Genomic DNA, 14,543 nt, shown 5'->3' on the forward strand with positions numbered 1-14,543 from the left:
CGGCCGTTTACGCGGCCGCTTTGTCATGTCCGCAACCAGCGGTCAACGGTCAGCACCCTCCAGTGTCCCGGAGAGAGCTTCCCCCGGGATGCTGAGATAACAGACGATCTCCCGGTAGCCGGACTCTTCCCAGTCCGAAGCCTGCGGAACCAGCGACCAGGAGTAGATCTCGGAGCTCAGGTACTCGACACCCACGAAGCTCTCGAAGTTCTCCCCCTCACACGCCTCCACGGCAGCCGCGCTCACCGCCGCCTCCCCGGGAAAGTCGCCCTTGGGGAGCTCCTCGACATGAAATACCTCGAACTCGTGCGGCTCGGAGCAGTCAACGACCTCCACTTCAGAAGCGCTAACACTTGCCGGAGCATCCTGGTCGAAGCAGTCCCCAGTCCTGACTCCAAAGGAATTGTTCTCCCCAAACAGGCCACACGCAGTGATACCCATGGTCGCCACAACAGCCATTACCGAAAGCGACCCGAAACGAACAAAATGGGACAGCAAAGGCATCAGAGTACTCCAGAATCTCCGAAAATAGAACTACCCGAAGGGGGCATCCGCTGACCAGCAGTCACCAAGAATCACCTTTTGGCTGACTTTAACTCAACAAACTTCACCGAAGCACTCGGCTAACAACCCCCGCCCACATCCAGGAGTGCGTCACCCAATGACACGTCAATCCTTTGGCCATGGCCACTCTACAAATTTTTTATCAGCATCGAAGAACTCGGAAACAACATCACACTCTAAATTTCCCACCAAAAGGCCGTACAAGTATTCACTCAAAGGCATATTATGCTCATCCCACCATCCGTCCCTCGCGTGAGCGACAATGCTCCATTCACCCGACGACCCATTCACATACCAGTAATAATCACCACCCAGGTAGTCTTTTCCCCACTTCAAAAGTCCCGGAACTTTCGGATGGAAATCGAATACATAAAGATGATTCCCCAGCGGGGATCCATCTTTTCTATGCGGCTCGGAAACCACGTCAGGATCTTCAATGTAGAGATCAATGAATATCTCTTCACTAGCCTGAGTAGCATCCAGGAGATCGCGATCACCTGGAGTCCCGGGGCGGGGCGAGACCAGGGAAATCGGACCAAGATTAAAGGTGAAGTACGTTGAAACCAACACCTTGTAGTCCTCGGGCAGGGCCAGACCCAGCGACCGCTCGACTTCCCCCCAGCGCACCGGCTCTTTATTCGGAACGGTGCTTTCCCCAATAATTTCCTTGATTTTATCCACAAATTCCATGCGGGATCCTCGATTCTCAAATGCGCTAACTCATATCTGCAGGCTTCGGCCCTTCGCACACACTTCCGTCGGCACGCCCACCTGATCGGAAAAATTTTCCGTTGTTCAAGATACAATGATCCCAGGTGTCGCCGTTTTCAGCAATACCCGACATGCGGATAGCCCAAGGGCGATTCTCTGAACCCTGGTAGATCGGCGTAACTACGTAGACCAGCTCCTGGTCCTTCTCCAGCTTCTTCTTCACCTCGCCCTCAACCTTTGCCATTCCAGACTTATTTGTTCTTGCGTACGTGGCCACAATATTCTCATCCTGACCCGAACCAAAGAAGTTGCTTGCGATCAGGTGTGCCCTGTCATCCTGCCCACTGACAAACCCCGGAGGATCGTTTCTTGGGTGATACCTACTTCCATAGTTCACATCCTGGCGACCGCAAAACTTCCCCAGCGCAGTTCCACGCTGCCCATAGTTGTTGATTTCACTGAATTCAACAAAGGATTCACATGTACCATCATCACTGCTGAGATCGAACGAAGATACGCCACCCAGACCCTCCAACGCCTCCTGGTACCCTTCGTAGTCAGAAATATCGAAGGAGACATCCTCGATTACCTGGATATCCTTTTCGCGTTTCTTTCGATATTCATCGACTCGACTCTGATTCCAGAGGTTCCGAATCGACGGGCGCTCCTGTGGAGTGTTCAGGATTTCCCGAAGGATTTCCTTACGATTGTCCACCACAATCGGAACGAAGATGTACCTCGCTTTCGGCCCTCCAGAGGAGGATCCCCCCGAAGCGGCAAGTACCCAGTGCCCACCACCAGAGCCTCCGCTAATGCTATTAGCAGTCACTCCTGGAGGAAATCCCAGGGAATTTCCACTTGCCGAAGACGTCTGAGGAAAAAAATCAGCGCAAGGGCCGGGACAAGTTGGCGCGTGAGCGTAAGGAGGCCTCTCAGCAAAATAATGAACCGCTGTAATAGCCGCCCTGACAACTGCATGCCGCTTGGCTATGTTCGTTACAGCACGCGCAGAAGCACGCGCCCTGTCCCTATTCCTATTGGCATAATCTTCGGCCTGCTGAATTCCCCTGGCAATGTAGTCCAGAGAGACGCAAAGTCGACCACAGGAAATAGCACTCCCCGACTTGTGACCACTCGGGTCGATATACCGCACCGGGTTCGCGTTTCCATACGTGAATCGGTTGGCCTGAACCGACGGGAACGGCTCCAGCGTCACCGTGTCGCGAGAAGCGAACCGGCCGGTACCGGGCTGGTACCAACGGGCGTACATGTTCACGTCACCGGTGTCCGGATCGGTCCACTCGCCTTGATAGCCCACCGACGACGCGAGAGCACCGCCGAGCTGTTCACCGAAGGGCCCGAAGTCGGTGGAGGTGACCACCACACCCGTGCTGGTGTGGGTGGCGATCAAGTCTCCGTGGGAGTTGCCGTAGGCCAGAGCCGGGGCCCGCCCCTGATCGGCAACGCTGGTCAAACCGCCCGAAACGTCGCGCCCGTACTGGGAAACCGGGGTGTCCGTTCCGTCCAGGACAGCGGTCGGGTTGTTGCCCAATCCTTGGTAGACAAAGGTGTGCTCCTGGCCTCCAGCTTCGCGTTCGGCCACCCGACCCAACGCGTCGTAGGAGTACTCCCCGGAACCGTTCCCCGCGCTGACCATGCGCTCGAACCCGTCGAACTGCGGAGTGCGCAGCTCTCCGTCGACGAACTGGGATTTGAGGGTCCCATCGGGGTTGTAGGACCAGGTGTCTCCCCCACTGGAGGAGAGGAGCCGGTTGCGTTCGTCGAACTCGAAGGTCTCCGTACCGGCCTGAACACGGTTTCCGGAGGCGTCCCAGGAGTACTCGGTCTCCTGCTCGTCCGGGGAGGTCCAAGAGATCAGGCGTGATGCCTGGTCGTAGGCGTACTGGTGTCTCCCGGAAGGCATGGTGCCCTGTGTGGAGCGCTCGGTGGTGTTCCCGGCGGCGTCATAGGCGTAGGTGGTGGACACCGTCGTGTCACCCGCAGCGGAGACCAGGGTGTCCTCGATCAGCTGGGACAACGGGTCGTAGCTGAAACTCCGGACCGCTCCGTCATCGGTGGTCACGGAAGCGACTTGACCGGTCTGGTCGTAGTCGACGCTCAGATCCGTGCCGGTCACCGGGTCGTGCTGCTCGATGACACGACCGACGGCGTCGTAACCGAAGGTCGTGGTACCGGTGACGACGTCCAACCTGGTGTCGGCACGGCCTGCCGCGTCGTAGCTGATCGTGGTTCCCGGAGCCATGCCCTCGAAGGAAACACTGTCCGGTCCCAGGAACTGGACCTGGTTGCCGCGGTCGTCGTAGACGATCTCGATGTGCCCGTCCGGGGTTCCGATCTGGGTCGGACGGCCCAGGAGGTCGTACCCGAAACCCCGGTCCTCGGTGGTGACCGCGGCGCCCGTCGCGGTTTCCCGGGTCAGTCCGCCCAGTTCGTTGTAGGTGCGCTCACGCACCACACCGCCGGGGACCTCCTGACGGACGGCGTTGCCTCCGGCGTCATAGAAGGTGGTCCAGGTGCGGTCGGCCAGCTCTGGAGCCGCATCGGTCGCGGGTTCGATGAGGTCGGCGACTTCCCCGGTGGGGGTGTAGGTGGTGTGGGTGCTGTTGCCCCGGCCGTCGGTGATCCGGGTCTGCTGCCCCAGCGCGTTGTAACCGAAGCCGGTCGTGATGGTCTGGGTGTCGCTGACCGGTTCGATCAAGCTGGTCGGCAGCCCCTGAGCGTTGTACTCGGTACGCACCACGTTGCCGTTGGGGTCGGTCTGCTTGATGGGCAGCCCTGCGGCGTCGTACTCGGTTGACTCACTCCGGAGTTCGTTGTCCTCCGAGTCCAGGATCCGGGTCCGAACCAGGTGTCCGGCAAGGTCGAACTCCGACACCGCCTGTGTTCCCGCCGGATCAGTGACCTTGTGCAGGCGTCCGGACAGGTCGTACTCGAACTTCGTGGCCTCCCCAGCGGCGTTGACCTCTTCGATCAGTTCTCCCAGCGCGTTGTAAGCACTGGTGCTCGCGTTGCCCAGGGGGTCGGTGACGGAGACCGGGTTTCCCATCACGTCGTAGGTGAAGCGGGTGGTGTAGGCCGCTGCGGCGGGGAGCCGTTCGATCTGGGTGTCGGTGACCTGTCGGCCGAGGTCGTCATAGGTGGCCTCGGTTCTGGCCTCCAGAGGGTCGACGGCGGCGAGCATCTCCCCGACGGGGTTGTGGAAGTAGATCCACTCACCGGCTTCGGTGTGTCCCGTCAGTTCAGGGTCGGTGATGCGGGCGAGGTGCCCCAGTTGATCCCAGGTGTAGGTGCGGGTGTTGCCCAGGGCGTCGGTTTGCTCGACCATCCTGCCCAGGGCGTCGTAGCTGGTCCGCGCACGCGGGGTCACCGGTTCGCCGTCCGCACCGTCGAAGGTCGGCGCCTGGGCGTCGGTCTGCTGTCCGAGCAGGTCGTAGCCGAAGACCGAGGTGTTTCCCTCGGCGTCACGCTGGTGGGTGAGGTTGCCGACCAGGTCGTAGCCGAACCTGCTGGTGGGGCGGCCCGTGGTGGTCGGTTCACCGTGGCGTTCGATCTCGACCTCGGGGAGGCGTTCCTCGGTCAGGCGACCGAGTTCGTCGTAGGCCATCCGTGTGGTGAAGTCGGCAGCGCTGGCTCCGTCTTCGTTGCCGCGCGGGTCGGTAATCGCGGTGACCAGTCCGAGTTCGTTGACCTCGTAGCTGGTCAGAAGCTCTTCGCCGTCGGCCTGGACGGCTTCCTCGATGAGGCGCCCGGCCGGGTCATAGGCGTAGCGCACCCGCTCGACGCGGCCGGACGGGTCGGTCAGAGCGGCTTCGAGGACGTTGTCGAGCGCGTCGTAGGTGTAGGAGGTGGTTCGGGCCAGGCCTTCGGGGTCCAGGGTCTCGCTGGCCAGTCGGGATGCTTCGTCCCAGACCATGTCCGTGCGAGTGGTGCCGTCCCCGGTCACCGTGCGGACCGGGTTGCCCGCCGGGTCGTAGAAGTGCTCCTCCAGGACCACGTCCTGGGGTTCTTCACTGTCGTTGAGCATCGCGCCGGTCGCGATGGTCTGCGCGGGAAGCCCGTCGGCGTAGTAGGTGTAGGAGGTGGTGCGGCCCACCGCGTCGGTGGTCGAGGCCAGGTTGCCGTTCGGGTCGTAGGAGTGGGACTCCAGCACCAGCGGTGCCGGGGCGTTGTCCTCGTCGGGGTGGCCGACCCAGCCTTCGACGATGTGTTCGGCCAGGTGTCCGCGGTCGGTGTAGGTGGTGCGGAACTCGGTGCCCGCGGCGTCCTGGTGGTAGGTCTGCGCTCCGGTGAAGTCGTAGCCGTAGTGCTCGGTGTTCCCCTCGGGGTCGGTTCGGGCCACCAGGTGCCCGTAGCGGTTGTAGGCCAGCATCGTGAGTCGGTCCGGGTCGTCTCCGGTCAGGTCGCTGACCGTCTGGCGGACGGGGTTGCCGTCCTTGTCGTAGACGTGGCTGGTGCGCTGCTGGTGGGTGGTGCCGGTCAGTTCGTTGGTGACGGCGGGGCCGGTCTCGGTGAGCACCCGCCCTGCGTTGTCATAGGTGAAGGCTGTGGTGATGCCGTCGGGGTGGTCCTCGGTGAAGACCGTGGATTCGACCACCCTGCCGAGCCCGTCGTAGGAGTACTCGGTGACCAGCCCGGAGGGCTCCCGTACCCGGGTGATGTCGCCGTGGGTGTTGTAGGAGAACCGGGTCTTGCCTTCGTCGGCGTCCCAGGACTCGACCAGGAGTCCGGCCGGGGCCGTCCCCCCGTCCGTGGCCGGTTCGGTGTCGTCGGTGTAGAAGTAACGGACGGTACGGCCGTCGGGGAAGTCCTCGGTGGCCGGTCCGGTCTCGGAGATCTGGTCACCGTAGGAGTTGTAGCCCCACCAGGTGCGGTAGGTGGTGTCCAGGAAGTTCTCGGACCGGGCGTCCATGCGCGAGACGAGCTGGTCGTTGCGCGGGTCGAAGGGGTCGTCCGGGTCGTGGTGGTAGGAGAACCACTCCCAGTGGCAGTCCGTCGCCTCCAGGTCCCGACAGCTCATCTGTCCGAGGCGGTTGCCGCGCTCGTCGTTGAAGAACCGCAGCTGTGCGCCGTTGGGCAGGGTGGTCTCCGCCAGGAACCCGCCGGTGTCGTAGTCGTAGGTGGTCTGGTGCCCGAGCTGGTCGGTGTCGGTGACACGACGGTGGCCCGCCAGTGCGTCGTAGCGCGATGAGGAGGCGGCCCCGCGCGGGTCGGTGATGGTCACCTCTGCGGTGACCTGCGCTTCCTCGTCGTTGACGTCACCGTTGTAGAGCCGGTCGGAGTAGACCCACTTGCCACCGTTGTGGTCGTTGTGGATCTGGACCCGTGAGGTTGACTCGTCGAAGGACAGGTGAGCCGCCCGATTCCCCTCGGGTGTGATGACCTCTTTCAGCCGGTCTGCCGGGTCCAGGCCGGAGGCGTGGTGCAGCGCGACGGTGTCCGGGTGCAGGGGACGCTGGTAGATCGCGACCTCGTCGATCTGCCCTTGGAAGGGGAAGTTCCCCAGGGAGGGCAGGGTCGCGGGCCATCCGCTGTTGCCCATGCCGTGGCCGGCATAGACGAACTTGGTGTTGCGGTGCTCGACCTGGCCGCTCTTGGTGCCGATCTCCTCGCCGTCCAGGTACAGCGTCTGGGTTGTACCGTCCGAGGTCAGGGCAACGTGGTGCCACTGTCCGTCGTTGACCGCACTGTCGGTGGTGATCGGGTCGACTCCACCGGTGGTGGTCCAGAACTGGGCCCGGAGCCTGCCGTCGGTGCCCACATAGATGAGCTGAGAGCGCTCTGTGGGGCTGGTGGGTTTGTCCAGAGCGCCGATGACGGTGCCGTACTCGGTGGTGGAGAACCAGGCCTCCACGGTGAGCCGGGTACCGATCCGGTGCAGGATCGACTCGGGCAGCTCCGCGTAGGCGCCCGCACCGGCGTCCATCGCGTTGGTCTCCATTCCCGTGAGCACGCCGTCGGCTCCCGTCGGGTCACCGACCATGGTGGCTTTCTCACCGCCCAGGGAAGAGGGGACCTCGTTGGCGAAGGCATCCCCGCCCATCTCCTCGAACCGCCAGTAGCCGTAGGGGTTGGCGTCCATCACCGCGGCCCGGTAGTGCGAGCCGTCCTCGTAGGTGTAGGAGCTGCACTCCTGCTCGGGGTTGCAGGCCTCGATCAGGCGTTGGCCGTCATAGACATAGGTCCACTCAGCGGAGTCGTCACCGCCGCGTGCGGTCACCGAGGTGACACGCCCGTCCGACCAGGTGAAGTCCAGGGACCGTCCCCCGGCGGAGGTGACCGTGGAGATCTGACCGGACGTGTCATAGGCGATGGTCTGGGAACGGCCGCGGTGGTCGGTGACCTCCAGCAGACGACCGGTGTCGTCGAAGACGTAGGAGGTGGAGGCCTTGTCCATCAGCCGCCATCCCGAATCGGTCTCGGCCAACACCGCGTGCATCCCCGAGGGAGGCGAAAAACTACCGTCGGCGTTGCGCGCGAACCGGTGCTGACTACCACCGGGGTAGGTCACGACGACGTTGCCGGTGCCGTCCACGTCCTGGACCAGGCGCATATCGAAACGGGTGGACCAGCCCGCACCGAACATGCCGTCCTGGCGAAGGTCAGAAGAGTTGTAGGTGCGGGTGACGCTCAGCGGCGGACCGGCCACGGGCACGGCAGCGTCGGTCACGGTCTGGGTGTAGTTACCGATGAGCGCGTTGACCGTGCCGTGTTCACCGGAGCCGCCGCTCGCCAGGTTGGCGGTGATGGCGGGCTGGTCGGGCTCGGCGATCAGCCGCAGCCAACCGCTCTCCACGTTCTGGCTGCCGTCACGGACGAAGACGTTCCACCAGTACTGGTTGCCCCATTCCATCCTGTCGTCCGGCAACTGCCAGGAGGTCTCCTCCTGCCATCCGGAGTCCACGCACTCCCAGTCCGGCCACTCCCCATCACAGAAGTTGAACCAGAACTCCATGTCGTCGGTGGGCCAGGCGTCGTTGTTACGGCCCAAAGCGGTGAACTCAGGAGTCAGCGTCGCCACCCGGGCACCGTCCCGGGGGCTGTAGTCCAACAGCTGCGGCGGAAGGTCAGGGACCACCAGCTCTACCCCTCTTGAGAGAGGCACACCCCAGGCCGCGAAAGACTGGGCCTTGTGGGTCATGTCGAACAGAATCGTCCAGGTTCCCGGAGGCAGCGGATCGATCTTGGCCCGAACCGTCGCGCTCTGACCCGTGGCCACGTTCCTGGGCATCTTGGTCGTGGGAGCCACGTGGTAGACGCGATTACCATCCTCGTCGAAGACCTGATAGCCGAGCTCGTAGCCGTTGGTGGGCGTCCAGGTCGCATCGCCCCGGTTGGTCACCCGGACATCGACATTGGTCCCCCGGTTAGCCTGAGGCGCGGGGTCGAACTCGGGAGGGCTCTGCGCGAAAGCGTAGTCAGCGCGGTAAGGGCTGTAGGTGACCGTCATGTACGGCGCACCCCAGGACTCGCGGCTGCCGAACTTCTTCCACCCGCTGCTGCTGGTGTTGGAGGCACGGACGGTGATGCCGTGGTTGGGCTTGTCGCCGTCCGCCCAGGCCTGGACCAGGTCGCGGCCACGCGTGCCCAGATTGATGGGCTCATAGCGAGCAGGGCAGGAGCTGGAGCTGGCCCCGGCGGGCATCCAACCACGGGCGAAGCTCGCGCTCCCGAGAGGAGTGGAATTGTAGCTGGGGCCGGGGAAGTTGGAGATGGACGTCTGCGACCAGGACTGGGTCACCTCATGCACATACACCGGGCTCGGGGTACACGAGTAGGACCAGTGGTTGAACAGGTAGAGCTCAGCCTCGAAGATCTTATGGTTGCTGAGCTCGTTGACCATCGCGTTGAACCGCAGGTACGAAGCGGCCCGGGTGGAGCCACCGTTGTAGGTGCCGGCCTTGAGTTCCTGCTCGGTGTGACGCGAGGTGTTGAACCCGGTCTGGACGTAGGTGTCCTGGGAGGCCGTGTAGTTCCACGCAGCGGTGGGATCCACCCCGACCGGGTAGACCCGCTCATCATCGGTGAGCCAGTCGAAGTCAGCACTGACCTGGAGAACCCAGCCCTGTTCTTCCTGCAGGAGTTCGAAGTCGACTGCTTCGGACCAGGCCCCGTCCCCGGAACGGGGATCGATGTCGGAGTCCTCCATGTAACCGGCGGGGATATGCCCGACAGATTCACCCTTGTCATCGATCAGGTCGATGCTGCCGTCCTCCAGCAGGACGGGCTCCAGACCTTCGAGTTCCAACGGGAACCGCCAAACCGCGTCCTCGTTTGAGGCAGGGGGCTCGTAAAGCCAGATGGTCTCCTTGACCCCGCCTCCCTTGAGGGACTTCAGCTCGATGTCCGTACCGGGTAGGGCTTCGGGGTAGACGATGGTGTCAGGCTCGTCTTCCAGGACCTCACCCTGAGCGCCAGCGGCACCTTCGAGTGAGAAGGACAGGCTGTACCCCTCCTCCAGTTCCATCCGAGCGAGCTCGTCCGCGTCCGCGTTGGCCGCGAAGGACACTTCCTTGGCACCTGCCGCACTGGTCCAGGTCAGAGTGTTCTCGGGGACCAGGCTGGGATCCAGTTCCTGCCAGGAGCCGTCTTCCGCCTCGAAGTGCAGGGGTTCCTGGGAGAAGTCGGTGGAATGGGTGCCGTCCTCGTTCTCGAAGGTCCGCGAGTACTCGTCGCGTTCCTCTACGAGCTCCACACTCGTTTCCGGGTCGAAGCCCGTGACCCGGGGTTCAGGCTCTTCTTCGGCGAGAGGCGTCGCCGGACTCTCCAGGTCCGGCGGGGCCAGAGTGTCCGCGTCCTCGGGCAGGTCCGGCCACTCATAAGAAAGGGCTCCGTCCGGGGCATCCGCGTTCGGTCCCGCACCCGTCGGCTCGGAGGAGCTGTGGACCAGGGCGCTCTCCGCCTCGTGGCTGAGCCCTTCCGCAGTGCCGTCTTTCTGGTCCGGTGTCTCGACATCCGCCGCGGACACAGGAGTCAGACGGGGCATGGCCGGGTTGGCGGGCACGCTCGTCATGGAGTCCGTCAAGAGGAGCCCCAGGACGCACCCGACAGCCGTGGTCTTGAGCAGCCTGCTGCTGACTTTCTGGCGCCACTCCTGGGTGTTTTCACCCTTAGGAAAGAACCGCGCGAGAGCTGTGCGCACGGACGACTGCTGGCCGGTCGACACGACCGGTCACCTCCGGATCACCCAGGGCGAGCCGGGTACGGAAAGCACACACCTGCCCCCAGGTATGCACACTTCCCCCAAAGCCCGCAGATCCGGATCATCGCCTCAAACCGACAAGACCGGGCGTAAAGTTAGCATAAATAGAACCGGGTTCAGTAAGGCACGATGACTCGAAGCTCACCTGTTTCCGAAGCGAGACACCCCAAGAAGCGCTCCGGACCAGCTTCGATGGCGGAGACCGAACCCCGCCGCGGCCGAATCCACGTCACGCCCCTCTCACGCAGAACGCCCCAGCCGTATGCGTCTCCGGCAAGGAGGTCTCATACGGGGGATTTGCCAGCCAACTCAGGTCAAGCCCTCGGCCTCACCTAGAGGGCGCAATCGCATCGCGGTCTCCACACCGTCTTCGTGCAGGATGTGGCGCAGCCCGGAGAAGTCGGGGAAGAACCCCTCCGGGGCCTGGGTCACGAGTCGGGAAACGGCCGTGCTGTACTTGGGCATCGAGTTGCGGCCAGGGAGTTGGATCGACAGCTCCTCCCGAGCCTCGAAGGTCTGCACGTCCACCTCTTGAGCCAAGGCCGCGAGCGCCTCGGCGTCAGCGGTGACCGGAAGCTTGGCCAGCCAGTGCGGACCCTGTTCGGTGCGGGCCTGCTCCTTCTGCTCAGTGGTTTCCCCGGCCCAGCTGAACCAAGCGGTACCGGCCACGCCGGCGCCTTGCCCCTCAGCCAGGGTGATCAGCTCTCCCACGGTGGCTGAGACGGCGGCGGTGACCTCCTCCCAGTCGTACCGGTCGGGCTGGCCCCGCCGCCTCCGCACGGCGACCGCCGGAACGGCCTTCGACAGCACCGTCGTCCCCGGTGTCTCCTTGCGCTGGACCTCGGGCCAGGAGACGAGGAGTTCGCGGGCGGTGGCGACCGCCTCGTCCTCGGCTTCGCGCTGGCGCTCCAATGCTTCGGCGTGTTCCTTGAGCAGTGCGGAAGCGGTGTCTGGCGCCTCCAGAGCGCGACGAACGAGCTTGACGCTCATACCGGTGCCCCGCAAGGCGGTGACCAGCAGGGCGGTCTCGACCTGTTCGATGGCGTAGTAGCGGTACCCGGTCGCCTCATCGACCTCGGCGGGGACCAGCAGGCCCTCGGAGTGGTAGAAGCGCAGCGTCTGCGGCGGCAGCTCGCTCACCTCGCTGAAATCCTTGATCGAAAGGCTCATACCGCCAGTCTCGGGCTTGCGGTAACCGCAAGGTCAACCCAGTGCGCTGATGTTGCCTGTTCGCCGAGTCAGGCGTTCCCCCTTGACCCGCTTCGCTGGGACGGCGGTGGGCGGCTGTCGGGAAACGGGGAGGAGCGGTCGGGGTTCAGCCCCTCACTGCGCGGCCTTCGGCCGGAGCCCACCGGTCGGACGTGTCGCGGCCGATCGCGCGTGCCACCGGACACCCGGCGGCGAGGATGGGGTTCGGCGCTGGGGTGCTGGCTCTGGGCAAGCCGGGGTGTCCGTAACCCGCGCCTGAAGCTGTCCACTGCTTCCGAAACCCCCTCATCCCCGGTGATCTTGCTACCAGGAGCGAAATCAGCGCCGAACTTGCTACTGGTAGCAAGATCATCTTTGAAAAGGGGGGCGAACCGTGCCCGGGGGCCTGGGGGCTCCTGCCTTCGCTGCCGCTTTTCCGTTCGGGTGAATGACCGGCCGCGACACGATCGGGCGTTACCCGCAGGCCTGGAGGACCGACGCTCAGAACGTCAGAACTCAGGCTCAGGCTTCCTTCTCGGGGTGGAAGGCCAGGCCGTCGATCTCCGTCTTCGGGCCGGTGGTGACGACTCCGGTGATTCGATCCTCGGGGCCTTCCTCGAAGAGCACATGGGCGCCGGGGAGCAGGACCTCGGTGCCCCGCACCGGTACGCCCAGCAGTCCGCCGAGCCAGGTGGCGGAGTGCCGGGGGTCGGCGGTCTGGATGACGATCGCCGTGATGTCGTGCGGACCCGGGTCGAACCTGCCCTTGGCGTGTTCGGTGAAGATCTGCTCGCGCGGCGGATCGTAGGTGATGAGGAAGGGCGCCCAGAAGGGGGCGTCGGGGAGGAAGACCTCGCGGAAGCTCACGTCGTAGCCCTCCGGAGAGGCCACGATCTCCTCGACGTGGTGGTCGGCGAGGCGGAGGCGCTGGGCGGCGGCCGCCGCGTCGGTGACGTTGACCGCGAAGGTCATCGCGCCGCCACCGCGGGCGGCGATGTCCTCGATGGCGGGGCGCAGGAGCGTGAGGGCTCTGCCGAAGACACCTTTCCCGTAGGCGCCGTCCTCCAGGACGGTGAAGATCTCGACGTAGCGCTCGTCCAGCCGCCAGAGGCCGTTCTGGAAGCCGTTGGCGGCTTCGCCGGCGTGGGCGGGGAACCCGGCGGCGGTGTACTTCGCCGACGCCTCCGTGACATCGGGGACCCAGTGCAGAAGATGGTCGAACTCGGGTCGCTCAGCGATCACGCCACAGCCTCCTTTGATTAGGTGAGGCTAACCTAATCAAAGGAGAGGGGCGTGCGTCAATGCGCGGCGACGACCTCGTGCACGGTGGTCATGTCGTCGAAGGGGAGCATCTCGTCACCGACGATCTGGTAGGGTTCGCAGCCCTTGCCCGCGATGAGGACGACGTCACCGGAACGGGCCACCGAGAGGGCCCGGTCGATGGCGGCCCGGCGGTCGGGGATACGGGTGAACGGGGTGCCGGTCTCCTCGATGCCCTCGGCGACCTGCTCCATGATCGCCTCCGGGTCCTCGTGGCGCGGGTTGTCGGAGGTCAGCACGCACCGGTCAGAGTAGGTGCCCGCGATCCGGCCCATCTTGACGCGCTTGGTGGTGTCGCGGTCGCCGCCACAGCCGAAGACGGTGAAGACCCGGCCCGGGGCGAAACCCCGGATCGTGGCCAGGACCTTGTCGAGGGAGTCGGGCGAGTGGGCGTAGTCCACGATCACCGAGACCCCGCGCGGGGCCGCGAAGTGCTCGAAGCGTCCCGGGATCTGCGGCATACGCTCCAGCGCCGCCACCAGTCCGGCGAGGTCGTGCCCCTGAACGTGGCAGGCGGCCAGCGCGGCGAGCGCGTTGGAGACCGAGAAGCGCCCCGGCATGGGGATCGCCGCCGGGTACTTGCGGCCGTCGTGGTGCAGGACGAACCGGGTGCCCGAGGCGTCCACCACCAGATCGGTCGCCCGGTAGTCCGCCTCGCTCTCGACGGAGTAGGTGACCGCCGCGCCCGGCATCATCGCCGGGATCGTGGCGCCCACGGGATCGTCCACGTTGACCACGGCCAGACGGCACAGCCCTTGGAACAGCCGCAGCTTGGCGTCCCGGTAGAACTCCATCGTCCCGTGGTCGTCCAGGTGGTCCTGGGTCAGGTTGGTGAAGACCCCGACGTCGATGTGCGAGCCGTCCACGCGGTGTTCGAGCAGCCCCATGGAGGTCGCCTCCAACACCACGCTGAGGGTGCCCCGGCTGCGCATGCGGGCCAGCAGGTACTGCAGGTCCGGGGCTTCGGGGGTGCTGAGCACGGTGCGGGGCATCGGGACCGGGTCCCCGCCGGTCCGGGCCCCTGAGGTGCCGATGACCCCGACCCGGGCGCCGTTGGCGATCTGCAGCAGGGACTCGTACATGGAAGCAACCGAGGTCTTGCCGTTGGTGCCGGTGACCGCGACGACGTCCATGCCGGAGCCGGGTTCACCGTGGTACCGGGCGCAGACCAGGGCAGCCGCGACGCGGGCGTCGGCGACCCGGACCACACAGGCGCCAGGTGGCGCGTTCAGGTCCTCGTCGGGAAGCGGTTCTTCGGTCAGGGCGGCGACGGCGCCCCGGGCGAACGCGGTGGCGATCCCCTCAGGGCCGCCCTGGCGGTGACCTGGGAGCGCGAGGTAGAGGGAGCCCGGCGCCACCCGGTCGAGGTCGGCGCAGGGCGCCGCGGCGATGGGGATGTCGGGGTCCCCGTAGATGACCTGGTGGGCATGGCCGTTGAGCAGTGCGCTCAGTTGCAGGGGGTGTCCCTTCGAGAGGCGGTGCGGCCGCGGGCGCGACCCACACCGGTATAACCCGGAGTATACGCGCCCGCCCGTCAGCC

General features: G+C 64.8%; 6 protein-coding genes. All 6 read right to left on the bottom strand.

Annotated features, from left to right (window positions below; genetic code table 11):
* Positions 1 to 42: 42 nt before the first annotated feature.
* The 6 genes from NE857_RS22645 to NE857_RS22670 all read right to left on the bottom strand — a co-directional run bounded on the left by NE857_RS22645 (position 43) and on the right by NE857_RS22670 (position 14,460).
* Positions 43 to 459, bottom strand: coding sequence for a septum formation family protein (locus NE857_RS22645; protein WP_254417573.1), 417 nt, complete (start codon positions 457 to 459; stop codon positions 43 to 45).
* A 210-nt stretch (positions 460 to 669) separates the two neighbouring features.
* Entirely contained in the window at positions 670 to 1,254 is a 585-nt protein-coding gene (locus tag NE857_RS22650; protein WP_254417574.1) for a hypothetical protein, read from the bottom strand.
* A 25-nt stretch (positions 1,255 to 1,279) separates the two neighbouring features.
* Positions 1,280 to 10,306, bottom strand: coding sequence for a DNRLRE domain-containing protein (locus NE857_RS22655; RefSeq protein ID WP_254417575.1), 9,027 nt, complete (start codon positions 10,304 to 10,306; stop codon positions 1,280 to 1,282).
* A 498-nt stretch (positions 10,307 to 10,804) separates the two neighbouring features.
* Complete coding sequence (locus NE857_RS22660) at positions 10,805 to 11,665, bottom strand: MerR family transcriptional regulator (protein ID WP_254417576.1); 861 nt, start codon at positions 11,663 to 11,665, stop codon at positions 10,805 to 10,807.
* Positions 11,666 to 12,205: 540 nt separating this feature from the next.
* Positions 12,206 to 12,925, bottom strand: coding sequence for a VOC family protein (locus tag NE857_RS22665; protein WP_254417577.1), 720 nt, complete (start codon positions 12,923 to 12,925; stop codon positions 12,206 to 12,208).
* A 56-nt stretch (positions 12,926 to 12,981) separates the two neighbouring features.
* Positions 12,982 to 14,460 (bottom strand): UDP-N-acetylmuramoyl-L-alanyl-D-glutamate--2,6-diaminopimelate ligase, encoded by a 1,479-nt coding sequence (locus NE857_RS22670; protein WP_254422062.1) that lies wholly within the window; start codon positions 14,458 to 14,460, stop codon positions 12,982 to 12,984.
* Positions 14,461 to 14,543 lie beyond the last annotated feature (83 nt).

It is taken from the genome of Nocardiopsis exhalans (genome assembly GCF_024134545.1).
Taxonomy (GTDB): domain Bacteria; phylum Actinomycetota; class Actinomycetes; order Streptosporangiales; family Streptosporangiaceae; genus Nocardiopsis; species Nocardiopsis exhalans.

Bases quoted from the DNA above. Each gene is read 5' to 3' on its own strand.
- NE857_RS22655 (WP_254417575.1), bottom strand. From the start codon at position 10,306: ATGACGAGCGTGCCCGCCAACCCGGCCATGCCCCGTCTGACTCCTGTG.
- NE857_RS22650 (WP_254417574.1), bottom strand. From the start codon at position 1,254: ATGGAATTTGTGGATAAAATCAAGGAAATTATTGGGGAAAGCACCGTT.
- NE857_RS22645 (WP_254417573.1), bottom strand. From the start codon at position 459: ATGGCTGTTGTGGCGACCATGGGTATCACTGCGTGTGGCCTGTTTGGG.
- NE857_RS22660 (WP_254417576.1), bottom strand. From the start codon at position 11,665: ATGAGCCTTTCGATCAAGGATTTCAGCGAGGTGAGCGAGCTGCCGCCG.